The 26351-nt window shown below is 37.7% G+C and carries 20 protein-coding genes; 9 read left to right on the top strand and 11 right to left on the bottom strand.

Features of this window, described 5'->3' with window-relative positions; translation table 11 throughout:
• Nucleotides 1-1545, bottom strand: coding sequence for an MATE family efflux transporter (locus K322_RS0112435; RefSeq protein WP_026627194.1), 1545 nt, complete (start codon nt 1543-1545; stop codon nt 1-3).
• A gap of 1546 nt (nt 1546-3091) precedes the next feature.
• On the opposite strand from K322_RS0112435, the gene K322_RS20660 reads away from it, so the two are divergent.
• A complete protein-coding gene (locus K322_RS20660; RefSeq protein WP_026627193.1) occupies nt 3092-4216 on the top strand; it encodes a glycosyltransferase in 1125 nt (374 codons plus the stop codon).
• Nucleotides 4217-4435: 219 nt separating this feature from the next.
• Here K322_RS20660 and K322_RS0112425 read toward each other — a convergent pair whose 3' ends face one another.
• Nucleotides 4436-5002, bottom strand: coding sequence for a Crp/Fnr family transcriptional regulator (locus tag K322_RS0112425; RefSeq protein WP_026627192.1), 567 nt, complete (start codon nt 5000-5002; stop codon nt 4436-4438).
• 538 nt (nt 5003-5540) lie between these two features.
• Here K322_RS0112425 and K322_RS0112420 point away from each other — a divergent pair.
• The 3 genes from K322_RS0112420 (at nt 5541) to K322_RS0112410 (ending at nt 8760) form a co-directional block, all read left to right on the top strand.
• Nucleotides 5541-6005, top strand: coding sequence for a hypothetical protein (locus K322_RS0112420; RefSeq protein ID WP_026627191.1), 465 nt, complete (start codon nt 5541-5543; stop codon nt 6003-6005).
• Nucleotides 6006-6193: 188 nt separating this feature from the next.
• Nucleotides 6194-8407, top strand: a complete 2214-nt coding sequence (locus tag K322_RS0112415; protein ID WP_026627190.1) for a TonB-dependent receptor — start codon at nt 6194-6196, stop codon at nt 8405-8407.
• Between the two features lie 23 nt (nt 8408-8430).
• A complete protein-coding gene (locus K322_RS0112410; protein WP_246037509.1) occupies nt 8431-8760 on the top strand; it encodes a heavy-metal-associated domain-containing protein in 330 nt (109 codons plus the stop codon).
• A 37-nt stretch (nt 8761-8797) separates the two neighbouring features.
• Here the strand turns inward: K322_RS0112410 and uvrB are convergent, their stop codons facing one another.
• From uvrB to K322_RS0112365, 9 genes are all read right to left on the bottom strand, one after another.
• The gene (gene uvrB / locus K322_RS0112405) at nt 8798-10837 is read right to left on the bottom strand and encodes an excinuclease ABC subunit UvrB (RefSeq protein WP_026627188.1); all 2040 of its coding nucleotides are present in this window, start codon (nt 10835-10837) and stop codon (nt 8798-8800) included.
• Between the two features lie 235 nt (nt 10838-11072).
• Complete coding sequence (locus K322_RS0112400; RefSeq protein WP_026627187.1) at nt 11073-12104, bottom strand: inorganic phosphate transporter; 1032 nt, start codon at nt 12102-12104, stop codon at nt 11073-11075.
• Nucleotides 12105-12116: 12 nt separating this feature from the next.
• Nucleotides 12117-12764: a DUF47 domain-containing protein gene (locus K322_RS0112395; RefSeq protein ID WP_026627186.1), complete on the bottom strand. Its 648-nt coding sequence runs from the start codon at nt 12762-12764 to the stop codon at nt 12117-12119.
• Between the two features lie 162 nt (nt 12765-12926).
• Nucleotides 12927-14156, bottom strand: a complete 1230-nt coding sequence (locus K322_RS0112390; RefSeq protein ID WP_026627185.1) for an ABC transporter permease — start codon at nt 14154-14156, stop codon at nt 12927-12929.
• Entirely contained in the window at nt 14153-14512 is a 360-nt protein-coding gene (gene rbfA, locus K322_RS0112385) for a 30S ribosome-binding factor RbfA (protein ID WP_026627184.1), read from the bottom strand. Before rbfA ends, K322_RS0112390 begins: the two co-directional genes overlap by 4 nt.
• A gap of 171 nt (nt 14513-14683) precedes the next feature.
• Nucleotides 14684-15316, bottom strand: coding sequence for an O-methyltransferase (locus K322_RS0112380; RefSeq protein WP_026627183.1), 633 nt, complete (start codon nt 15314-15316; stop codon nt 14684-14686).
• Nucleotides 15317-15396: 80 nt separating this feature from the next.
• Nucleotides 15397-16863, bottom strand: a complete 1467-nt coding sequence (pyk, locus tag K322_RS0112375) for a pyruvate kinase (protein WP_026627182.1) — start codon at nt 16861-16863, stop codon at nt 15397-15399.
• A gap of 140 nt (nt 16864-17003) precedes the next feature.
• On the bottom strand, nt 17004-17432 hold the full coding sequence (gene aroQ, locus K322_RS0112370) for a type II 3-dehydroquinate dehydratase (protein ID WP_026627181.1): 429 nt from the start codon (nt 17430-17432) through the stop codon (nt 17004-17006).
• A gap of 263 nt (nt 17433-17695) precedes the next feature.
• Nucleotides 17696-19594: an amidophosphoribosyltransferase gene (locus K322_RS0112365; RefSeq protein WP_026627180.1), complete on the bottom strand. Its 1899-nt coding sequence runs from the start codon at nt 19592-19594 to the stop codon at nt 17696-17698.
• A gap of 319 nt (nt 19595-19913) precedes the next feature.
• Here K322_RS0112365 and K322_RS0112360 point away from each other — a divergent pair, with 319 nt between their 5' ends.
• The 5 genes from K322_RS0112360 (at nt 19914) to K322_RS0112340 (ending at nt 25913) form a co-directional block, all read left to right on the top strand.
• Nucleotides 19914-20591: an ABC transporter ATP-binding protein gene (locus K322_RS0112360; RefSeq protein ID WP_026627179.1), complete on the top strand. Its 678-nt coding sequence runs from the start codon at nt 19914-19916 to the stop codon at nt 20589-20591.
• Between the two features lie 49 nt (nt 20592-20640).
• Complete coding sequence (locus K322_RS0112355; RefSeq protein WP_026627178.1) at nt 20641-21900, top strand: ABC transporter permease; 1260 nt, start codon at nt 20641-20643, stop codon at nt 21898-21900.
• Nucleotides 21901-21938: 38 nt separating this feature from the next.
• A complete protein-coding gene (locus K322_RS0112350) occupies nt 21939-23195 on the top strand; it encodes an ABC transporter permease (protein WP_026627177.1) in 1257 nt (418 codons plus the stop codon).
• 218 nt (nt 23196-23413) lie between these two features.
• Nucleotides 23414-24574, top strand: a complete 1161-nt coding sequence (locus K322_RS0112345; RefSeq protein ID WP_035332031.1) for an efflux RND transporter periplasmic adaptor subunit — start codon at nt 23414-23416, stop codon at nt 24572-24574.
• Nucleotides 24575-24578: 4 nt separating this feature from the next.
• Complete coding sequence (locus K322_RS0112340) at nt 24579-25913, top strand: TolC family protein (RefSeq protein ID WP_026627175.1); 1335 nt, start codon at nt 24579-24581, stop codon at nt 25911-25913.
• The last annotated feature ends 438 nt before the right edge of the window (nt 25914-26351 follow it).

Below are 26351 nucleotides of genomic sequence, written 5' to 3'. Positions count from 1 at the left end.
TTACTTTACTTTATTCTTTAATTTTTCGAATGCTTTCTTTAAAAAACTTTTTTCCTCTGCACTCAGACCAATACAGTATAATAATGCTATATAGACTGCCATAAGTATTGACAAAGAGATTAGTATATAACTGTATGAGCTTATATAATAAGTTTTCACCATGTAACTAGCTAAAAGCATTATTGAACCCACCGAAATAATAGGTATAATTACTCTTAGAAAGAATAATTTGACAATAGCCATATTTAAAAGCTGTTGGAGCAAGATTAGTCTGACTAAGAGACAGATGAGACTTACCGAAAATACAATCCATAAACAGGCAGATGCATCTAATGTTGTATATTTGAATACCAAATAAGATATCGGCACATTGAACAGGATTATTCCTCCAACAATAATTTGATATTTCTTTACACGCCCTGTTGCCTGAAATGTAGCCATTAATGGATATGATAGAGAATCAACCAGAGTGGTAATTATAATAATTCTGGTGAATAGTATTGTATATTGAGGGTATGATGATAGCCACAAGTCAAATATGTCTTTAGTGAAAACCAATAGAGGTAACGATATTAGGAGTAATAAAAAGAAAGAATATTTAGCAACGCTTAGAGTCATATTAACCATACTTAATACCTGCCCCTGTGCATAATACTTCGTTATCTGTGGGCGTGTAGATGTGAGAAAATTTTGCACAAATTGGTTTAAAGATGTATTTACCTGAAAAGCAATGGCTCTTGCGGCATTAACAATAGGTCCGAAAAATATATTAAGAATGATATTTATGCCTTGATTATTCATAAGACTGGCCATTGCTCCAAATAAGTTCCATCCCGAATAAGATGTTATTTCTTTAAATAAAGGCTTACTCCAATAGTATTTGAAATGGCTTTCGGTAAAATTTCGGAGACAATAGATCTTGTAGGTAGATGTGATAATGAAGGTCACGATAAAGCCAAGGATTGCATACGTTATTAATTTGTCATGTGGTAGAATTATAAGGAGATATACAATAAGAAGTTTCATTGAAACTTCTAAAATACTTACATATGCAAATATATTCATTCGCTCATGAGCGATAACCATCGCATTGTAAGGAACCTGAAACATGGTTAATATAAACGAAAGAATTGCAAACTGATATACCCAATTGGCTGCAGCTATGCGATCCGGTGGAATGGTCATTTTATTATTCAAAAACCAGAGTCCGATGGTTTCGGCCAGTAATAGGATGATTACCCCAATCATACAGTAAATCAAGAGTGTCATACTAAACGTCTTTTGCAACTGGTCTTTATTTCCTTTTCCGATCTCATAGGCAAAATAACGCTGAGAAGCCGTTGCCATGGTACTGCTTAAGAAAGCAAACATAGTGACAACTCCACCAACTACATTGTAAAGACCATAGTCCGAACTGCCCAGTGTATTTAGAATAACCCTTACAGTGTAGAGCTGTACTCCCATAATAATAATCATACGGAAATAAAGCAACAGCGTATTTTTTGCTATTCTCTTGTTATTGGATAAAGAATCCGTCTGGCTCATAAACTTTGTATTAAAAATCAGAGAAATATATAATTACTACTGAATTTGAATAATAATGATTATCTAATAACTCATTGTATATGTTATACCTTGTGAGTCGAATGAAGATCCAGAAAACCTTTATTCTTTTCTCTAATCATAAAATAATATTATTTGATACTAGGTTTTATACTGTTCTAATTTACTATTCTAAAATGGGTGTATTTTGTTTAAACACCTCTTTCAGAAAAAGATAAATTGGGGGAGTAATCAATAATTTCAGATTTTTTTTAATTTAACCACTTTACGGAAGTATTCTGACACTTTAGTGCTTAATCTTAGTCATGACAATAAATTAGTCAAAACTAACGAAAAAGGACAGGTTTTATTAAGTTTCCTTCCGAATTCTAAAACAATCATATTACGACACGTATCCTTATAGCCATTCCACTGATTTTGCTATAAGTCCAGTTGATTATACCACTCTATTTAATATAGTAACCACTTAAAAGATTCGTATATTTTAAAACAATGCAGATAAAATATAGTCTCTACCAAATTAATATGTGAGCAATGACAAATAAAAGTTACAGAAATAAGTTATGTAAATTATTTCTAAGAACTAATGTTTTTCAATAGTCTCTCGAAAATTGTGTAACTGCCGATATAACAACTCTTGCCGAAAAAATGTTCGCCTTGTTTTTTACTTATTCTAATAATGTGGTTTCGTTTCTATTCGAAAATATCAAATTTCAGCTTCTTTATTAAATTTGTATACGATTTGATAACTTCAGACTTGTGATGTTAACTTGTTTGATTATAGTTCGTTGTTCTTTTTTTGCTTAAGGTGTGTTTCATATTTTTTCTGAGAAAAGCTCTCTGGTCTATATAAATTTTATTTATCAAAAAAACAACATTTATCTTTTATCTGGATCATTTTGATGTAGTCATCGCAAGGTTTGTGATCTTTTTATTTTCTGAATTGAACTGTGATGTTTTAGATTGAGAAGATAATCATCAGAATGAAAAAAATATATGTAATTTGAACAATATATTACTATTTGCGTTAATTAACATGAAAACGAAAGAGATTGAATGAATATCGAGAGTTACTGTCATTCTAAATTGGATGTGTACAGCCCTATATTCACAGAAAATCATATACTTCTTTAGTAATCAACGGACATCCGGATTTTAGAGTTATCAACCTAAAAAAATACTTTACATTGCTAATCTGATAAAATATTTTAATCTGACTCCGGATTCTAATATTCAGCAGAAAATCCTGAATGAAAATATTAAGCGAAAAGTAACAAAATGTGTTATGGTGTTTATCTGTAATGTGATTTTGGAGGAGTCTTCGAACAGCATTATTTGATAATTTTAGAAAGTCAGAACGGTATAGTTATTAACTCACCTCAAGGGTGTATTGCTTCATTGGGTTGCCCATATAAATGTGTCATAATTAAATCGAACGGCAACTGCTGATGACGAAATTAAAACGTTATTTCTCTTCACTTTATTAGAAGAATTACTCAATTTTTATTTATATATAAATACAGGTCTGATGAAAATATTGCATATAGGACAGATGATCGGTGGTTTGGATATTTATATTCGTAATACGATAATTTATGCTGACACCGAATTCGAGTATGTTGTAGTGAGAGGGAAAAAGGATAACTCAAAGCCTATTCTCAAGAATGGAAAGGCTATCAAAGAGTGTCAGGTTGCGATGTATCGGAGTATCGGATGGAGAGATATACTTTGTGTTTTTCAGACTCTTCGCATAGTTATAAAAGAAAAGCCCGATGTTATTCATTGCCACAGCGCCAAGGGTGGAATGGTCGGGCGGCTGATCGGTTTTATTCTTCGTAAAAAAACATTTTATACGCCACATGCTTTCTCCTTTTTATCCAGTCAGGGTTCCTTAGGAAGATCGTTGTTTTCTGCAATTGAGAGATATACTAAATTTAATGCATACATATTGGCCTGTTCTGCATCAGAAGCGGAGCTCGCACAAACTGTTGCTCATTATAAACCCGATAGAGTACTGATTTGGACTAATTCTGTACCTGATGCCGCAAAGAATATACCTGAAAAAGATAGTAAGCAGGATAATGGTCAACCTATTATGATTTGTACTATCGGGCGCCCTTCGTATCAAAAAAACTCCTTATTTCTGGCCGAAGTAGCCAAAAACGTTATTTCTCAATGCCCAAATGTGAAGTTTATGATACTTGGAGTCGGTCATTATTCTCCATTTCTTAATGATATTCAGAATATCATTAAAGAAAACAGATTAGAAGATCGGATTGAACTGATTCCTTGGCTCGAGCAAAAAGAAATATTGAAATATGTCAATTCTTCCGATTTGTATTTATCAACTTCTCTATACGAAGGATTGCCCCTTGCTATTGTAGAAGCTATGTCGTTAGGTAAGCCTATTATTGCATCAAAAGTTGTAGGGAATATCGATTGTGTAGAGGATAATGTCAATGGTTTTTTATTAGATCTAGATACAAATGTGTTTGTGGATAAAATTGTAGAATTGGTTGCTGATCAGGAACAAAAGTTACTAAAAGATTTAGGATGGGGATCTCGAAAATTATTTGAGTCGAAATTTAATCTGGAAATACAGATAAACCATTTATTGGACATATATACTAATGCTGTTGTTGGCAAAAGATAGAGCCTGTTTTCGGTTCAAAATATGGAACCGAAATGTCTATATTCCGGTTCCATGTTTGCAATATAGTGCATTGTGCTAAGTAGAAAAAACTGTTTGATACAGTTATTGAGTGTTGTTATGTATCTAGTATGTTTTATTCCGATAATCAGCCTGTTTTAATAGGCTATATACAAATATATGTATATCTGGAATAAAAACTCTTGATCTAAATCAAGGAATTCAAAGGGAAGAGATTTTCTTTCTAATTCTGCTTAAAGTTTCCGGTGCTACTTTTATGAAGGATGCTATTTCCTTCAGATTTACTTCATTAATAATTTGAGGGTAACGCTGTAATAACTGAGTGTATCTTTGTTCGGGTGTATCGCAATAGAGCGACAACATCCGACCGTATATATCAGACAAAAATGCTTCGGCTATTTGTGCCCTTAGGTTTTCGAAATCTTGCTCTCTGAAAAAAGTATTCAGATCATCATATGTGAGTGAGTACACTATGCTGTCTTTTATTGCTTGTGCAGAAGCTGCGGACGGCATTTGTCTTTGAAATGCGGCATAACTGGTGACAAAGTCGTCTTCGAAACTATATCCTACAACTTGCTCTTTTTCTTGTTGTGTGTACCTCAGATAGCGGAAACTGCCTTTCGGTATAAAGCCTGCTTTTTTTTGCAATTGTCCCTGTTGAATGAAAAAACTGTTTTTCTTATATTCTTCAACAGTCCCGTTTTCTAAAAATAACTGTTTGATTCGGTCTATACCCTCAAGGTTTAGATATTCATTAAAGACTTTCATACATGTACATGTTAATCTCAGGTGAAAATAGTTATCCCTATTTATAAGTGTTGATTGATGGGTTAATAAGTCCCCGAAATATCTCAAGGATTATTTAAAATAAGTACCAGAAAGTATTTAATGACGTATTTAAAGCGATAACCTGCTCTTGCTGTTATGCTTGTACGGTCAATAAATAAGTCTGAGACCTTATGCTTCTAAAAGTAATAATTTTCTTTATATCCGAACTTATTTAGGGTCTGAATAATCAGGCGAAGTATAATAATGTGAGGTTATGGTGATTTTATGAATATTTTACTCGTTGATAAGAAAAGTAGGTGTCAGGCTTATTTATTCAATTCATTAGTCGTTTATTGCATCAAACACCTGACTCTGCTCTCACTGCTTTAAACGTTGCCCTTGGGAAGAAAAATAATCCAAGTCTGTTATAAACTAAAAATATATCATTAAATACTTTCTGGTATTTGAAGCTAAAAGAAGATCAATAATTTGTTTTTTATAAAGACGTTCTACATCTTTGTATTCTCTTAATTGGCAGATGAAGAAAAAAGTAAATCACATAGTAATTTTATTTTTGGCTGCGGCAATATTTTTTGTCGGAGCAGGCGTTACTATTGTCGATTTATGTTGTTCGAAGTGTGCCGATAGCTTATTATCCTTGTCAGAATCAACGGGAAATTGTGTGCAGCATTCTGGCCTTATGAAGATGCCCGACAATTGTTGCAGTGAAAAAACAAATAGTGAGAGCCTTGCTTGTGATAGCCATCATGCAGATAAAGATAAATCTGAATGCTGTAAAAAAGAGCGTTTATCTATAGATCTCAATAATACAACCTTTAAGCATAGTTTATCTAATGCGATGGTGTGGACTATTATTTCATTTAGTAATAGTGGTTCTCTATACTTGTCAATAAATGACAAGTATATGCAGCCTGAAGTTGTAGAGCAAAAAACTCTTCCCCCAAGGGATTATCTATCCCTGATCCGCATTCTTATAATTTGATTTTAATACGCCTTTTGATACACTGTGCAATTGATTTTGCATAGTTCTTTTACTTGCCTGTTATGGGCTATTGTCAATTGTAAGTATTGTTATGCAGTACTATTCGGTAATAATTATCGGCTGCATATATACTTACCTGAGTAATAAAAAGGTCTGTGACCTTGACCTTATCAAACGATTGTATTAAAATGAAAGAAATCAAACTTATTATATTGTTATTATTGGTGTCTGTATTAGGTGCAGGAGCCACAACTTCAATACTAAAGGGCTACGTATATGCAGCAGATGAAACCCCTATAATCGGAGCCCAGATACATTGGCTCAATTCTAAAAAGAGTGTTGTTACAAATGAGGATGGATATTTTGAAATAAAAGGAACTCCCCATCAGGATCATATGCTTGTTGTGACTTATATTGGATATTCGGAGAAGGTGACTCATATTCATGAATTTACCGAATTACAAAAAATCAGGCTGGAAGAAAATACAAATCTGGGAGAAGTAGTTGTTACAAAATCGGTGGCAGGTCGAATATCTTCCCGAACAGAATTGCTCAAAACAGAAAAAGTTACGGCAAAGGAACTTACCCGTGCCGCTTGTTGTAATCTAGCTGAGAGTTTTGAGACAAATCCTTCGGTAGATGTGTCTTATAGTGATGCGGTAACCGGAGCTAAGCAGATACAATTGTTAGGCATATCAGGAAATTATATACAAATGCTGACCGAGAATTACCCGAATTTTAGAGGAGCTGCAAAACTTTATGGATTGGATTATATTCCCGGACCATGGATGGAAAGCATACAGATATCGAAAGGTGCTGCATCTGTAAAAAATGGATATGAATCAATATCGGGACAGGTAAATGTCGAATACAAGAAACCGACAACAGCCGATCCCTTGAGCTTGAACTTATTTCTGAGTGACGCAAGCCGGATCGAGGGAAATGCAGATGCTGCTATCAAGGTCAATGATAAACTATCGACAGGTATTTTTGCTCATTATTCGAATGAAGAAAAAGGGCACGACGATAATGGTGACGGTTTTCTGGATATGCCGAAAAAACATCAGATTAATCTGATGAACAGATGGCATTACCAGACTGATAAATTTATCTCACAATCGGGAGTAAAGTTCATTAATGACGAGCGTATCAGCGGACAGACAGACCATACGATGAAAGAAGGGCAAATGTATAATCCTTATCAGATAGCCAATTATACCAATAGGGGAGAGGTATTTACCAAGAATGGATATATCATTAATCCGGAGAAAAATGAGAGTGTGGCTTTGATTCTTTCTGGTTCATACCACGATCAGAAGTCGAATTATGCATCGAGCCTTTATAATCTGTATGAGACTAATGTATATGCTTCATTAATGTATGAAAGAGACTTTTCACCAATGCATAAACTGAGTACAGGTTTGAGTTATAATTGGGATAAATATACCGAAACAATAGATATTCCCCGATTGGATATGGGAAATCAGCCCGCACGTGAATCTGTGTCGGGAGCTTATGCTCAATATACATTGAGTCTGAGTGACAAACTATCGGTTCTGGCTGGGATACGTGCAGATTATAGTACCTTGTATAATTGGTTTGTAACTCCACGCTTGCACATTAAGTATGATCCGGCATCGTGGATGCAGGTGAGGTTATCGGCAGGTAAAGGCTACCGTTCGGTATTTGCTTTGTCTGAAAATAGTTATATGCTTGCGAGCAGCCGTACCATTCATATTGCCGATAACCTGAAGCAAGAGAGTGCATGGAATTATGGAGTAAGTACTTCTTTCCATATTCCATTGAATGGAGAAGAATTGACATTATCGGGAGAATGGTTCTACACCGATTTTTCGAGACAAGTAATTATGGATGTCGATTCGGATCCGCATGCTGTAAGCTTTTATAACTTAAACGGAAAGTCTGATGCACATGTAATACAGGTAGAAGCCTCATATCCGGTTTTCAGAGGATTTAATTTATTGGCTTCTTACCGGTGGATGGATTCGAGGATAAATTACAAAGGAAAAGAAATGCGCAAACCGCTAACCAGTCGTTACAAAGCTTTGGCTACAGCTTCGTACGAGACTCCTTTGAGAAAGTGGCAATTTGATTTCACCACTCAGTTTAGTGGAAGTGGACGGATGCCGACTCCCGATGCGAATAATCCGCTCTGGGATAAGAATTATAAATCTTTTGTAATAATGAATGCCCAGATAACTAAATTTTTCCGAAATTGGAGTGTGTACCTCGGAGGCGAAAATCTGGGGGATTTTACACAAAAGAATCCTGTAATTTCAGCGGATAACCCATATGGATCGGATTTTGACGGAACAATGGTTTGGGGACCTACTCAAGGCCGTAAATTTTATGTTGGGTTTAGATATAACATCGGGAAATAAATAGATATTTAATATATATAAATATGAAAACAAGAATAGTTTTATTGCTCATGGTCTGCTTTTCAGCTTTAAGTCTGAATGTAGATGCTCAAAACAAAAAAGACCAGAAAAAGAATAAAGAAGAGGTCGTCTTTAATGTGTCTATGACATGCGAAAACTGTAAAAAGAGGATAGAAAAGAATATCGCTTTTGAAAAAGGAGTATCGGACATGAAAGTCGATCTTCCGAAAAAGACTGTGATGGTTGTTTTTAATCCTCAAAAGACAAATGTAGGTAACCTTCAGAAAGCATTTGAGAAGCTGGGCTATACTGCATCGGTGTACAATGCAGAAGAAAGTGCTCTAAAAGAGTAGGGCAGACGATTTATTCGATAGTAAACAAAAAGGCAGATTATATTAATCTGCCTTTTTTCTTTGTCCGTTCATATAGAGTATCCTCCAGCTTGATAAGCTCGTCCCGGTATTGGGCAGCTTCGAGAAATTCAAGTTTCTTAGCGGCTTCCGACATCATTTTTTTCATCTTCACAATCGCCTCTTTCAAGTCGTCTATACTCTGGTATGTATATGTCCCTTTCGGTTCAGCTGCGATAGAAATACGTTCAGGTTCAATGTAGGCTTTCGATTCTCCATCCGATCCTCTCAGGTTCAGAGCCGATCCTTTGGCTTTTCTTATCTGTTGGGGAGTTATACCGTGTTCTGTATTATATGCTATCTGTATTTCTCGTCTGCGATTAGTTTCATTTATGGTTAATTGCATACTGTCGGTCATTTTATCTGCATAAAATATAACACGGCCATTAACATTACGCGCAGCACGCCCTACTGTTTGGGTCAGAGAACGATGAGAACGTAAGAATCCTTCCTTATCGGCATCCAGTATTGCAACAAGGGAGACTTCGGGCAGATCTAGTCCCTCACGCAAAAGATTGACACCTATAAGTACATCAAATAATCCGTTACGCAGGTCGTCCATGATCTGCACACGGTCTAAAGTTTCAACATCGGAGTGAATGTAGTTACACCTTATTCCGTTATTTGTCAAATACGAGGTCAGCTCTTCAGCCATACGTTTGGTAAGGGTTGTGACCAAAGTCCGCTCGTCTTTTTCTATCCTGATTTGGATCTCTTCCATCAGATCGTCAATCTGGTTAAGACTTGGTCTGACATCAATCGGGGGATCTAATAGTCCTGTTGGACGTATCAATTGTTCCACCACAACACCCTCCGATTGTATGAGCTCATAGTCGGTAGGTGTTGCACTCACATATATAACCTGCTTTGCAAGAGCTTCGAATTCTTCGAATTTCAAAGGTCTGTTATCTATTGCAGCAGGTAATCTGAATCCGTATTCCACAAGGTTCTCTTTCCGTGAGTGGTCGCCGCCGTACATGGCTCTGATCTGAGGGAGTGTAACGTGGCTTTCATCTATCACAATAAGGAAATCGTCCGGAAAGAAGTCCAGCAAGCAGAAAGGGCGTGTTCCCGGAGGTCGGTTGTCAAAGTATCTCGAATAGTTTTCTATACCCGAACAGTGCCCTACTTCCCGTATCATTTCTACATCGTAAGTAACCCTTTCATAAAGCCGCTTAGCCTCCAATGGCTTACCGATAGACTGAAAAAAGTCAACCTGCCTGCCCAGATCTATTTGTATTTCATCAATAGCGCGGTTTATTCGCTCTTTGGTTGTAACAAAGAGATTTGCGGGATAAATGCGGTATTCATCGAACGATTCCAGTTTTACTCCACTTTGAGGATCGATACTTTCTATCGACTCAATATCTTCATCCCAAAACATAACACGGATGATAATCTCGGCGTATGCGAGATAAATATCCACAGTATCACCTTTTACTCTGAAGTTTCCATGTTCGAATTCAACTTCGTTACGGGAATAAAGGCAATCAACAAGAGAACGGAGAAAGTTATCTCTATCGAGTTTTTTCTTTTTAGAAACTAATATTGTATTGCTTTTGAAGTCTTCGGGGTTGCCCATGCCATACAGACAGGATACAGACGATACTACTACAATGTCTTTACGACCTGATAGTAAAGCGGATGTGGTTGATAAACGAAGTTTTTCTATTTCTTCGTTTATAGACAAATCTTTTTCTATATATGTATTAGTGGATGGGAGATATGCTTCGGGTTGATAGTAATCATAATATGATACGAAGTATTCAACGGAATTATCAGGAAAGAAACCTTTAAACTCGCTATATAGTTGTGCCGCCAGAGTTTTGTTGTGGCTCAAAACTAATGTCGGTTTATTGATCTGATTGATAACATTTGCGACGGTAAATGTTTTACCTGATCCTGTAACCCCCAATAAGGTTTGGAACGGAATATGGCCTTCAACCCCTTCTACTAGCGACTTTATCGCAGCAGGCTGGTCTCCGGTTGGTTTATATGCTGATGTTATATTGAATTTCATGTGCGTACTACTAAGTAACAGAAAGTATTTGATGATCTATTTTAAAGCGATAACCTGCTCTTGCTGTTATGCTCGTAAGTCAATAAAAGGTCTGAGACCTTAAGTATACAAAGTTACGTATAAATACACAAACAGCAAGAACCATGCCTTGCTGTTATTCAATATCTTAAAGTTAAATAAGTGATATCGGTTTTTGGTTGATTGCTTCCCCCAAAAAATGAGAACGTTTGTAATCTTAGATTATAAAGCCTAAGACCCAGTAAATACCTCCCGCCATTGCGGCACTTATGGGGATTGTTATTATCCATGCCATCAACAAGTCTTTGGTTACGCCCCAACGGACAGCCGCAAGACGTTTTACAGATCCTACACCAATGATACTACCGGTGATAACATGTGTTGTACTAACAGGTACATGTAGTTTTTCGGTAATAAATAATGTGGTAGCACCTGCCACTTGAGAGCAAAAACCTTCCAATGGGGTGATCTTGGTAATTTTGTTACCCATTGTTTTCATGATTTTGAAACCTCCCGCCATTGTTCCAATTGCAATTGCCGTGAAACAGGCTACAGGAACCCAAAAGTGGAGATCCTTATTAATGTCTGTGGTGTAAAAGAAATGATGGATATTGGGATCTGCTTTGGTTGCCGCTATAAGAGCAACTGCAATAATACCCATAACTTTTTGAGAATCGTTCAGCCCGTGGCCTATACTAAGCATAGCGGAAGATAGCAATTGAAGCCTTTTGAACCATTTGTCAGCTTTGCAAGGTTTGATTTTCCTTGCAATGTGCAAAGTCAAAAGTGTGATAATATTACCTCCGACAATACCGATCAGCGGTGCAACAAATATGAATAGGATAATCACGCCTACTGTATCAAGGTGTACAGCCTGAAGTCCGAATCCTGCGATTCCGGCTCCGGCAAATCCTCCGATCAGAGTATGAGAAGAGGATGAAGGGATACCAAACCACCAAGTGATAAGGTTCCATGCGATAGCAGCTATTAACCCTGCAATAACAACATGAGATGTGATGAATTGAGGTTCTACAGTTTTCGCCACAGTATCAGCAATACCAAATTCTCCAATAATATATTTAGCAATGAAGAGTGCCACGAAATTAAAAAATGCAGCCCATAGTACAGCTTGACGGGGTGTAAGAACTTTTGTCGAAACTACCGTTGCCACTGAATTGGCCGCATCGTGAAAACCATTTATGAAGTCAAAAATGAGCGCGAGGATTATTATAATTATAAGTAATGTCATCGATCCGCTTTTTTATGAATATTTGATGATGATAGTTTTTATAATCTTACCTACAGCTTCTTGCGTATCTGTTGCTTTTTCGAGCTCATGCAAGATGTCTTTCAGTTTGATAACCTCTATAGCATCTTTTTCGTTTTCGAATAAGTCTATAAGGAAATGTTCATATACATCATCTGCTTTTGACTCTATTTCATGTAGCTTCGAACAATATTCGGTTACAGTTGCCGGAGTCTTTTTCAATACATCCAATTCGTCTATCGCTTTGGTGAGGCATTCGGCTGATTCTCTTACCAATTGAGCTAACAATCTTGCACTTTCGGGCATTACTTTGGGGCTGTACAGCATAATTCTTTTTGCACAACTGTTGATGTGGTCTGTCACATCATCCATTGTGTTTGACAATGCATTAATGTCCTCTCTGTCGAATGGAGTGATAAAGGTGTTGTTTAACTCTTCAAAGATCTTGGCTTGTAGTTTATCGCCTCTGCGTTCCTGATCTTTTACTTTTTTGTAGAGCTCTACTGCTTCTGTATGATTTTTTGCTTGTACGCAAGCGATAATCAATTCGGATGCTGATAAAATCACATCAGCCATTTGGCTTAGTAGAGGAAAAAATTTGTTTTCTTTTGGAACAAATCGATCGAAAAAATTATTCTTCATATATGTAGAATCCTATAAATGTAGATATCTGGTTTTTCGTACAACACAAAGATAATTCAAAAAAATAAAAAATTAAATTTTTTTTAACATCAAAGTAAACAAAATGTAATCTTAATTGTTGGTTGAACTTTGCAGTAAGCTGTGTAAACTGTGATTATGTAACTATTGATGCTGTTTTAGCCGCTTCTTTAAGTTGTTGACCGGATATAAAACAATTAGTCCTCCTATAATGCTTACTGTAATAAATACGAATAGAATATCCGTGAAAATAACTTCCACAGGATATGAATCGACAATGAATGCTCCGGGAGTCTGTCCTAATTTAAGTATTCCGAAGTGCTGTTGAATAAGGCATAATACCAATCCTATAACAATGCCGGCTATTGCTCCCGACATGGATATGAGCCATCCTTCAATTTTAAAGATACGGGTGATAAGGTTGTTTTCGGCTCCCATATTCCGAAGGATATCTATATCTGCACTTTTGTCAAGTATAAGCATCGATAAAGAACTTACAACATTAAAGACCGCGATGATAAGAATAAAGGACAAAATGAGAAAGGTAACCCATTTTTCGATATTAACCATACGGAAAGAGTCGGCCTGTTGTTCAAACCTATTTTTTACTATGAAGTTATCTCCCAGTTGTTTCTGAATTTTTGATTCTGCATCGTTCGCCGATACATTCTCTTTTAGTTTGATGTCGAGCGAGGTCACTTCATTGTTATATCTGAATAATTCACGGGCAAGGTCTAAAGAAACAAGTATAATCTGATCATCGTATTTAGCTTGATTCAGAGTAAATACTCCTGCCGGATAGGTATATGCTGTGGTAAATGCATTCGCGGGATTGGCCAGCTGTATTTTTACGTCGCGCTTTGGCGAATAAATCTCGATTGGAGTAATGTTGTCCGTTCTTAAACCTAAGTTGATAGCTACCCCGATACCTGCAACACAAAAATCGACATCGCCTTCACGGAGACTGAATTCTCCACTTGTAACTAATCTTTTTGTATCGACCATTTCTTTGAATTGATCCGACACACCTTTGATAAGAACCGGATCTTGGCGCTCTCCGTATTTTACTAGAGCGTTGTCTTCAACAGTTTCAGACACAACGGCTACTTCCGGCAATTTTTTAATCTTTTGAAAAATAGCGGATGATGCGTCAAATACTTTACCTTTTGCCGGAATTATCTGCAAATCCGGATCCATTATACTGAAAGAGTCTGACACCAGTTTCGTAAACCCATTGAATATAGATAGAGTACATACCATAGCCATAGTCGCAATTGCTATTCCGCATATCGATATCATGGATATAATATTGATTGCGTTATGCGATTTTTTAGAAAACAGGTAGCGTTTAGCTATGTAGAAGGAAAGGTTCACTCTTTATCTTCGTTCTTATTATCATTATTTAAGAGACGGTCTATATTCTCAAGATAATCCAGTGAATCATCAAGATAAAAAGCCAATTCGGGTATGATGCGGAGTTGTTTTCCTAACCTCTGGCCAAGGTCGAACCTCAAGGCTTTTACATTTGCTTTGATATTAGTCAAAAGTTCTTTTCCTTTTTCTGACGGGAAAATACTCAGATATGCTTTGGCTATACTTAGGTCGGGACTTATCCTTACCGCACTTACAGATACAAGTATCCCTTGCATGCCTTTGGTCTGTAAAAGAAATATTTCGCCGAGCTCTTTTTGTATCAGCCTGTTTATTTTTTGTTGTCTTGTTGTTTCCATTTATTATTGGGTATTAATGTTGATTCTCTCAGTGGAGAATCTTGTATTCGAAAGACAAAGATACAAATCTATTTTATCAGTAAGTAATAGAACGTATTTTATGATGTATTTCGAAACAATAATCATTTGCTGTTGTTCTGCTTGAGTACTCAATAAAAAGGTCTGAGACCTTTATTTTTTCCAAATCAAAGTCAATCCGTCTCTCATCGGTAATATTACCTTTTCTATTCGGTTGTCTTTTGCTATCATGTTGTTAAACTCTTGTATGCCTATTGTTTGTTTATCAGTATGATGCGGTGTCTCCAGAACTTTACCATCCCAGAGGGTGTTGTCGGCTATTATCAATCCGCCCGGTCTTACTTTGTCGAATATAAGATCATAATACTGACAGTAGTGACGTTTATTGGCATCAATAAATACCAGATCGAACGTTTCGTTCAGAGTCGGAATAATCTCCAGGGCATCACCTATGTGCAGATGAATTTTATCTTCGAGTTTCGATTTATGGAGGTGTTTCATGATGAAGTCTTCCAATTCGTCGTTGACCTCTAATGTGTGTATCTCTGCATCATCGGGAGCTCCTTCTGCCAGACAAAGCGTTGCGTATCCGGTGTAAGTTCCTATTTCGAGTATTCTTTTGGGCTGAACCAAACGGCAAAACATTTTTAGTAACCGTCCCTGTAAATGTCCCGATAGCATTCTCGGACGTAGCAGGTTGACATGAGCGTCTCTGTTCAGATTTTTTAGAAGGTCGCCTTCTTCGTCTATATGTTGGAGTATATACTCTTCTATTGAATCGGTCATATTAATCTTAGATACATAAAAAAGAAGTGGTAATAATTAATTACCACTTCCAAATATAAGATTTTCCTAAAGAATTCTGATTACTCAACAGGAACGAAATATTTGTCACCTGCTTCAAGTACGCTTCCTACTTTTTCTATTTCAAGGAATGAAGTTCCGCCTTTACCGTCAGTGAATGAACCGCTAAGGTAAGTCACGAAATCGTCAGCATGAAGAGCTTTAGCTTCAGCAAGTTTTTTCATTGCTTTCAGGAAGTACTCTTTGTGTTTGTTTGTTGTGTAACCGGTATCTTCTTGGAAATGAGCTGATACACCGTAGCAAACAGAAAGTTGACGAGCAGTTTCTACATTGCTGCAGAATGCGTAAACTGGGCTTTTGCTGCGGAATGCAGCAAGAGTACGAGCTGTACGGCCTGTAACACTGTCAGTGATAATTGCTTTAACTCCTAACTGGCTGCAAGACTTAACGGCTTGTTTAGCAAGGAATGAAGTTCTGTCGTATTCTGAATCTTTGAAAGGTACAGGGATATCTTTTTCTTCCAATTTAGAGATTTCTGCAGCACGAGCTACCTGAGCCATTGTGCGAACAGCTTCTACCGGATATTTACCATATGCGGTTTCACCACTCAACATCACAGCGTCAGTTCCGTAATATACAGCATTTGCGATATCGGCAACTTCTGCGCGTGTAGGACGTGGATTTTCGATCATAGTGTGCAACATTTGTGTAGCAACGATAACCGGTTTTTTGTATTCGATAGCTTTACGGATAAGCAGACGTTGGATTCCTGGGATGTTTTCCTGAGGAACTTCGATACCCAAGTCTCCACGAGCAACCATTACGCCATAAGCGTGTTCATAGATTTCGTCGATATTGTCAACACCTTCCTGATTTTCGATTTTAGCGATAATCTTGATGTTGCTGTTATGAGCGTCAAGTATTTTTTGTACATCCAACACGTCTCCTTTATGTCTCACGAATGAGTGAGCGATAAAGTCAGCTCCGTATTTGATTGCTATTTCGATACATTTTTTATCTTTTTCTGTAATAGAAGGTAACTGAATGCTTACTCCCGGTATATTAACGCTCTTGCGGCTACCGATAGTTCCGTCATTTTGAACTTCTACAAGAAGATAATCGTTTGTTTTTTCTACGACTTTAAGTGCAGTTTCACCATCATCGATAAGAAGAACGTTTCCTACAGGCACGTCTTTAACGATACTTGGGTATGAAACAGAAACTTGTTCAGGAGTCGATTTTACATTGATATCACCGATAACTTTAAGTTTATCTCCTGTTTTAACAACAATTTTCTCACCGCTTTCTGTTGCAGTAGTACGGATTTCAGGTCCTTTAGTATCCATCATGATACCAATAGTGTTAGACACTGCACGTACGTTGTTGATAACCTGAACAAAACCTTCTTCAGTCATGTGAGCTGAATTCATTCTCACAACGTTGATTCCTTCAGCATATAGCGATTTGATGAAATCAACATCACAACGCATGTCTGAGATTGTTGCAACAATTTTCGTTTTCTTAAACATAAAACTAGTTTTTAATATATTATGTAATAGTAAATTCTAATAAGGTCTCTGACCTGTTTCCATTTTTTTTCTCTGGCTAAAGACAACGATAATGTCGAAAGTTATCGATGCTCTTTATTATAAAGAGGACGAAGCCTAAATTAATTTGCATTCCGTACAAAGTATTCAATCGCCAATTTGTAAGATTCCAATCCTAATCCCACAACCGAGCCTTTACACGCAGGTGCTATCATCGACTTATGTCTGAACTCTTCACGTGTATGTATATTCGAGATATGTACTTCTATTACGGGAGTGGTTATAGCTTTTATCGCATCGTGTAATGCAATGGATGTATGGGTGTATGCTCCGGCATTGAGGACAATACCGTCGTATTCAAAACCAACTTCATGTAGTTTATCTATCAATGATCCCTCGTGGTTTGATTGATAGTAAAATAATTCGCAAGAGGTCTGGTAAGCCGACACTAAATCATGGTAATATTCTTCGAACGAAGTATTACCATATATAGTCGGTTCACGTTTTCCCAAAAGATTGAGATTTGGACCATTGAGAACTAATACCTTCATGAATAATAGCGTTTTAGTAATGCGGGCGAATTTCGAGAATCCTTCAACAAAGATAATTATTTTTTGTTGATTGCTAACTACAAAAATAGAGATTTAGAACGAAATTCGTATTATATATAAGTTAAAAAAAGAACCGCAGTCTGTATGTATATAAGATACTGCGGATTCTTTTTGTTTCATAATACATAAAATGAAAGAAGTGCTTCCCTGTTTTAACAGGCTGTTGCTATCCTGCTTGGCAAAGCCTTAAGCAGAATGATTCTTTAATATGATCTTTTGTCTATACCTTCTATGTAATTCAGAAATGCAGTATTTACCATTCTGTTTCCTCCGGGAGTAGGATAGTCTCCTGAGAAATACCAGTCACCGTTGTTATTAGGGCACGCTTTATGTAGATTCTCGATGCTTTGGAACACTATCTCTACCTTGGCCTCGGTGCCTGCAGGAGTCAGCATTTCTGCCATCTTGCCGGATATTTCTTCGTCGGTAAAAGGTGCGTATATTTCTTTTACGTAATTGATAATCTCTTCTTTTGGTTTATCTTTTTGCTCAAGCGACTTGCGGTATACTTCATCTATAAGATTTTTCATACCTCGGTCTTTTAACAATTCGATTGCTGCTCTGAATGCCGCGAATTCGCTCATTCTTGACATGTCTATCCCGTAGCAGTCCGGATATCGTATTTGAGGAGAAGAAGATACGATCACGATTTTTTTAGGATGAAGTCTGTCAAGCATTTTTATAATACTTTGCTTCAAAGTTGTTCCTCTGACAATACTATCGTCAATCACCACAAGGTTATCTTCATACGGACGTATCGAGTCGTATGTCACATCATATACGTGAGCGGCAAGGTCGTCTCTTCCCTTATCTTCAGCAATAAAAGTACGTAGTTTGATATCTTTGATGACAACTTTCTCAGTACGGACTTTCATTGCCAGTATGCGAGCCAGATCTTCGTCTGTTATATTGTCTTCTTTTTCCTTTATTTTGCGGAACCTTACTTGCTGCATATAGTTTTCGAGTCCTTGTGCCATTCCGTAAAAGGCTACTTCGGCAGTATTGGGTACAAAAGAGAATACAGTGTTACGAAGGTCGGAATCGATTGATTTCAGTATATCCGGAAGAAGGAGTGTTCCCAGTTCTTTCCGTTCTCTGTATATGTCAGCATCGGAACCTCTGGAAAAATAAATGCGTTCGAAAGAACATGGAGCATAGTTTTCTTTTCGTTCCATGATCTGAGGGAATAATACCGAGCCGTCTTTTTTTACGACAATGGCTTGTCCGGCAGGTAATTCTTTAATATCGGCAACGTCCATGTTAAGAGTTGTCTGGATAACAGGCCGTTCGGATGCTACCATTGCTATTTCGTCATCCATATAGTAAAACGCCGGACGTATTCCCCATGGGTCGCGAAATACGAAAGAATCTCCGCAGCCTATCAGCCCGCCGATAACAAATCCTCCATCCCAGTTTTTGCTGGCACTGCGAAGCATAAAGGGGATGTCCAGATTCTTTTCTATTATATCGTTTAATTCCTGTCCTTTTACTCCGGTTTCTTTTCCGTATTTATCGAATTGGTATTGAACTTCCCTGTCTAGATGATGTCCTAGTGACTCGAGAAGAACGAATGTATCGGCATAGTCGCGTGGATGTTGTCCTTCTTTAACCAGATCGGCGAATATTTCATCAACATTGGTCATATTGAAGTTTCCCGCTAGAGCAAGGTTTCGGGAAGCCCAGTTGTTTCGTCTCATGAACGGGTGTACGTACGATATCCCGCTTTTTCCGGTTGTGCTGTACCTGAGGTGTCCTAAAAAAAGTTCACCGGCGAATGGCAAATTAGATTTTGCATAAGCCGGATCATTCAATTTATCGGATGGTATTTTTTCGTAGTTGCCCAGAACATTCCCGAATATTTCGGATATAGCGCCCGAGCCGGTAGCTCTTTCTCTGAATATAAATTCGTTGCCTGGGGTTGCATCTAGCTTTACAACAGCTAATCCTGCGCCTTCCTGCCCTCGGTTGTGTTGTTTTTCCATCAGCAGATACAGCTTGTTCAGTCCATATCGCCACGTGCCGTATTTTTCCTGATAATACTCAAGTGGTTTTAATAAACGGATCATTGCGATCCCGCATTCATGCTTTAACGCTTCTGTCATTGCAGTGTACTTAAAGAAAAATAAGTATTTATAGATAAATTTCCCTTCGGAAAACTATTACAAAGATAATGCGAAAATCGGAGCATGAAAGAGAAATTATCTTAATTAAATGTTTCAGACCTTTTTATTATATTGCAAAGCATTTTTAAAAATAATGCTGTTTTTTTGTAACCTAATGAACCCATTGGTTGTCTATTTAATAAACAATTGTAAAATATCTCGAAAAAATAATCAACAATGTGTGATATTTCTATTTGTTTTTAGACATATAGGGAAATATCTGTTGATAAAGTTCACGAACATCTATAAATAAGGAAAAGTGATAACGATAAAAAATCTGAATAAAACCTACTACGGAGGCGCACCGCTTCATGTATTAAAAGGAATTGATCTGCAAATAGACAGGAGTGAATTTATCTCGATAATGGGATCTTCCGGTTCTGGTAAATCTACCTTGTTGAATATTCTGGGAATACTTGATACATATGATACTGGCGAGTATTATCTAGATAATGTGTTGATAAAAAACCTCAGTGAAACCAGAGCTGCCGAACTGAGAAATAAGAAGATCGGTTTCATCTTTCAGTCATTCAATCTGATAACGTTTAAGAATGCGATGGAGAATGTAGCCTTACCTCTATATTATCAGGGAGTAAGCCGTAAAAAACGTAATTTGCTGGCAATGGAATATCTCGATAAGATGGGGTTGGCAGACAGAGCCGAACACTTGCCGAATGAATTATCCGGAGGGCAGAAACAGCGTGTTGCCATTGCCCGGGCATTGATTGCCCAGCCCCAGATCATTCTTGCTGATGAGCCAACCGGAGCTCTGGACAGTAAAACATCTCAGGAGGTGATGGATATTTTGCGTCAGGTAAATACAATAGATGGCATTACCATGATTATTGTAACACACGAACAGGCCGTGGCGGATGCTACGGATCGGATTATTCATATCAAAGATGGTATAATAGGTTCGATAGAGGTAAAGAAATAAGGTCTCAGACCTTTTGATTAAATCAGTAAACGGGTAAATATTTAAATCTATGTTAGATTTTGACTCACTACGGGAGATAGGTTCCACGATAAAGAAAAATAAATTAAGAACTTTCCTTACAGGCTTTTCTATTGCTTGGGGGATATTCATTCTGATCGCTTTGCTTGGAGCCGGTAACGGACTGAAGAATGGTATCACTTCGAATTTTTCGAGGAGAGCCAAGAACGCAGTCAGCGTATGGCCGGGATCTACATCCAAACCCTTCGAGGGGCTGCCGCTCGATAGGGTTGTCAAGTTTGATGATAAGGATCTGGATATGCTCAGATATAAAATACCGGGAGTAGACCATGTGTCGGGGCAGATATACCACAGTTCCATATTGTCCAATGGCAATAATTACGGTACGTGGAATATGCTGGGTGTACATCCGGATGCTTCATATATAAATAGTATAGATATGTCGACCGGAAAAGGTCGCTTTATCAATGACCTTGATATTGTGAAGCGGCGAAAAGTGATTGTGATAAATACCGAGATAGCAGATATTCTGTTTCCTAATACAGATCCTCTCGGAAAATTTGTGATAGCCAAAGAAGTGTCTTATATGGTTATAGGTGTGTATAAAGATAATACGGGACGGACTAATATCCCATCGTACATTCCTTTTTCCACAGCGCAATCCATTTACAGTAAAAATTATGGAACGGATAGGCTCGACTTTACGATTAAAGGCTTGACCACGGTAGAGCAGAATGAAGCGTTCATAAAAGAACTGAGAGCGAAACTCGGTGCGCTTCACCATTTCGATCCGGAGGACGAAGCTGCCATATCTATATGGAATACGGCTGAAGATGTTGCTCAAACCGAAAATATATTAAATGGAATAACATTCGTCATATGGATTATTGGTATTTGTTCGCTGATATCCGGTATTGTCGGTATTGGTAATATTATGCTGATAACTGTCAGGGAACGGACAAAAGAATTTGGTATTCGTAAAGCGATAGGAGCAAGTCCGATATCGGTATTGAATCTGGTACTGCTGGAATCTATCGTAATAACCACAATTTTCGGTTATGTAGGTATGATGTTCGGTATAGGACTGATGGAGCTGATCAATCATGGAATGGAGAGTGCTGCTTCTGCCGCTTCAGACACCGGCCCTACGGTATTTAAGAATCCTTCGGTCGATTTAGGGATTGTGATGATTTCTACCGGTATACTTATTGTTGCCGGAGTGATAGCCGGAAGTATTCCTGCGATAAAAGCAATACGTATAAGCCCTATCGAGGCTATGAGAGCTGAGTAAGAGGCAGATCTTTTTATAAAAAATAGAAAACGAAAAATATGTTTGATTTAGATAAGTGGCAGGAAATATGGAATACCATCACCGCAAATAAGGTCAGAAGTATAATGACCGGTTTCGGGGTGTTTTGGGGAATACTGATGCTTGTTCTTCTGGTGGGTATCGGCAATGCTTTCGAAGGTGGAGTTATGAAGAGTGTAAAAGGATTTGCTACCAATTCATGTTTTTTCTGGACAAACGCAACAAGTGAACCATATAAAGGTTTCAGAAAAGGACGGAACTGGGTAATGAACGGAAAGGATGTGGAAACGATTAAAGCTCAGGTTAAAGGAGTAGAAGACGTGTCGCCTATGTTATTCGGTGAAAGTTCAGCGAAAAACGTTGTCTGGGGACGGAAGTCTACCGGAGCTCAGGTAACGGGTGTCTATCCGGAGCATTTCAGAATACAGACACAAACTGTCATTCACGGACGTTTATTTAATGATTTGGACGCAAAAAATGAGAGTAAAGTGGCTCTTGTCGGGCGTACTGTCGCTGAAAACCTTTTCGAGAAAGATCAGAATCCGGTTGGCGAGTATATTCGTGTAAACGGAATTTATTTTCAGGTGGTGGGCGTGATTCGTCCCAATTCTCAGGCTCAGGTAGGAGGGGATGCCAAGACATCAGTTTATCTGCCCTTTACAACTATGCAAAAAACATTCAATAAAGGAGATACTATTTATTTTATGTCTGCAACAGCAAAAGCTGATGTGCCGGTTACTGCGATAGAAAAGCAGATAAAAGATATTATAAAGAAAAACCATAATATAGCACCCAATGACGAGAAGGCATCCCGAAGCTTTAATATGGAACAGGAGTTTAAAACCTTTGTCAATCTGTTTCTTGGCATTCGCTGGCTGATCTGGTTTGTCGGTATCGGTACTTTGATGTCGGGTATTATCGGGGTAAGTAATATTATGCTTGTAACCGTCAGGGAACGTACAAGGGAAATAGGAGTGAGACGTGCGCTCGGGGCAAAACCGATTGCTATTTTGATTCAGGTGATGAGTGAAAGTTTTGTTCTTACTTTTATTGCCGGTTTCGGAGGCCTGTTTTTAGGTGCAGGTATTTTGGAAATTATCAATATGGGAATGCAAGGTATGCCCGATGATGGAATGATCTTTATTCCACCCTTCGTTTCTTTTGGTACTGCGATGATCTCTATCTCTATCTTAATTTTCTCCGGATTATTAGCAGGTCTGATACCGGCGATGAGGGCATTAAGCATTAAAGCGATAGATGCTATCAGAGAAGAGTAGTTTTTTATCTATACATTAGATAATGAGGGCGTGGAGACATAAAGTAACAATGAAAAATGGACAATTTGTGTGTAACTTTTGTTACCTTTTAGGGATAAGTTATTGTTGGATAGTATTTAATGGCGTTTGTAGTTTAGACAGGCTGGGTGTGTTTTCCTTGCCAAAACAATAAAATAGGTCTCAGACCTTGAAAAGAGAAATAAATATCAAAATAGAATATGGAACAAGGTAGAAAAAAGAAAAGTGTTGTAAAGAAGGTTTTCAGCATTATAGGACTTACTTTACTGGGAGTGATTTTCGTAGGTTTTTTTTATTTCCTATGGCAAAAGAGTCAGCCTAAAGAAACGGTGTATGATATAGTGGAGGTGCAGGAAGGAGATCTGGAAAGCTCTACTGTAGCAACCGGAAAAGTATCGCCTCGAGATGAAGTACTGATTAAGCCTCAGATATCGGGTATTGTAACTGAGGTACTTAAGGAAGCGGGCGATTTTGTGAAAGCCGGAGAGGTAATAGCAAAGATACAGGTTGTACCGGAGTCATCGCAATTGAGTGCAGGGGAGTCACAATTGAGTGTGGCTAAAATCAATCTGGCTCAGGCAAAGAACGAATACGAACGCCAGAAGCAGTTATTCGCTAAAGGGGTGATTGCCCGAGAAGAAATGGAGCAGTCGGAAACTACATATAAAAAAGCTGTGGAAGATACCGAAAATGCAAAAAATAATCTGGATATTATCAAAACCGGGGTGTCAAAAGTTACTGCCAAGTTCAGTAATACACAGGTACGCTCTACAATAGATGGTATGATTCTGGATGTGCCTATAAAAGTGGGAAATTCGGTTATTCAGGCAAATACATTCAATGATGGTACTACCATAGCTACTGTTGCCAATATGAATGATATGATATTTATAGGAAAAGTGGATGAGACCGAAGTTGGTCGTATACGTGTAGGAATGCCTATAAAATTATCTATCGGTGCGGTTGACGGCAAAAAATTTGATGCTCAGTTAGAATATGTTGCTCCTAAAGGAGTGGAAGAAAACGGAGCTATATTATTTGAAATAAAGGCTGCTGCACAGATCAAAGATACTATTGATATCCGTGCAGGTTATAGTGCCAATGCTCAGATCATCTTTGCAAAGGCAAATAAAGTATTGACGATACCCGAAAGTTGTGTTTCGTTCAGTAACGACTCTGCTTTTGTATATACGCTGAAAGAAGAACAGCCGAAGCAGGTATTCGATAAAAAATATGTCACATTGGGTCTGTCTAATGGTATCAATATCGAAGTGAAATCGGGATTGAAAAAAGGAGATAAGATCAGAGGAAATGAGAAGAGTGATAAGCCGAATACCGAATCGGAAGAACAAAAAAAGTAAAGTCATGAGAAAATATTTTGTAGCAGCTTGTTTGATATTCTGCACTATAGGAGCAGGAGCCCAAACTACATGGTCGTTGAGGCAATGTATCGATTATGCAGTGAAGAATAATATAGAAATCAAACAGGAAGAATTGAAGGTAAAAGGAGCAGAGGTAGACTTGAATACAAGTAAAAACAGTCGCCTCCCTAATTTAAACAGTTCTGTTAGCCATACATTTAACTTCGGGCGTGCTATATCTCCGTCAACAAATGGTTATATGGCAACTAACATGGCTAATACTTCCATAAGTATTTCTTCGTCGACTCCTTTGTTTACAGGTTTTAAGATTACCAATGATATAAAAGCGAAGGAATTTGATCTTTTGGCTGCAACCGAAGGTTTGAAAAAAGCAAAAGAGAATATGGAGTTGCAGATAACTTCCTATTTTCTGGATGTGCTTTTCAAAAAAGAAATATTGAAGGTGTATGAAGAGCAGGTTACCTTGACACAAAAACAAGAAGAACGTACAAGTATTCTGGTTGAAAGTGGGAAAGTGGCATTGTCTCAATTGTATGATATTAAGGCTCAATTGGCAAAGGACCAACTGAATGTAACAACCTCGGATAATGATCTGAAAAACAGTTTGCTTAATCTGGCTCAGGCTTTAAACTTACAATCGGCGGAAGGCTTTGATGTAGAAGCTCCAGATGTAGAAGGTGTTCAGTTGGCTGATAATGTGCTTGCGGGCTTGATGCGTCCGGATGAGGTATATCAACGGGCATTGGATATCAAACCACATGTGAAAGAGGCAGCCTTTAATGTCGAAAGCAGTAAGAAAAATCTAAAGGTCGCACAATCGGGGTATTGGCCTACACTAAGCTTTAATTTAGGATATAGTACGGCATTTCAGAGAGTTTATAATACAGATAATGTAAGTTTCAAGAATCAGTTTAATAATAACGGTAGTGAGTATATAGGATTCAGCCTGTCTATTCCTATATTTAATAGGTTTGAGGTTCGCAATCAGGTTCGTCAGGCTCGATTGAATATCGAGAATCAGGAACTTAATCTTGATAATGTAAAACTTGCTCTTTATAAAGAAATACAGCAGGCGTATCAGAATGCAGTGTCGGCTCAGGCTAAATATATCTCAACTGAAAAAGCATATGATGCAGCATTGGAATCTTTTAAATATGCTGAGGAACGTTATCAAATAGGAAAGACCAGTGTTTTTGAGTACAGCGAGTCGCAAACCAAGCTGATAAGCAGTAAATCGGAACAGTTACAGGCTAAGTACGATTTTGTGTTCAGAAGTAAGATCCTTGATTTCTATCAGGGTAAGGAAATCGAAATTTAAGTATATCGTATTCCATATAGTATAAATAGTGAAGTTCGAATCGGTATTTTATAGTCTCTATTAAAGTACCGATTTATATTAAGATCTCAGACCGTTTTTTGACTTTGCAAGCATAAACGCAACTGGAAAATCCAGTGAGCGTTGCCCCCTCGTGCCAGTCTAAATTGCCCCCATGTACCAAAATATGTTTGACCCTTTTCGCCAAAATAAAAATGTCCCCTGTCGGAATATAAACCAACAGGGGATTTTTATGTAATTTAGATTCCCGTCCTGGTCGATGGGTTAAAGCTAAAATTACAATGACAACAAAGTTAGCAAACATTCTTCATTGCTATGCAATGGGGATGGGGATAAAAGGTATCAGCGCGACCTTTGAGCTATCCCGCAACACAGTGCGCAAGTATGTGCGTTTGTTTCAAGAGAGTGGTATACCGATGG

Source organism: Indolivaga capnocytophagoides DSM 22835 (genome assembly GCF_000426485.1).
GTDB lineage: Bacteria > Bacteroidota > Bacteroidia > Bacteroidales > Dysgonomonadaceae > Dysgonomonas_A > Dysgonomonas_A capnocytophagoides.
This window is presented reverse-complemented; position numbering and strand designations above follow the sequence as displayed.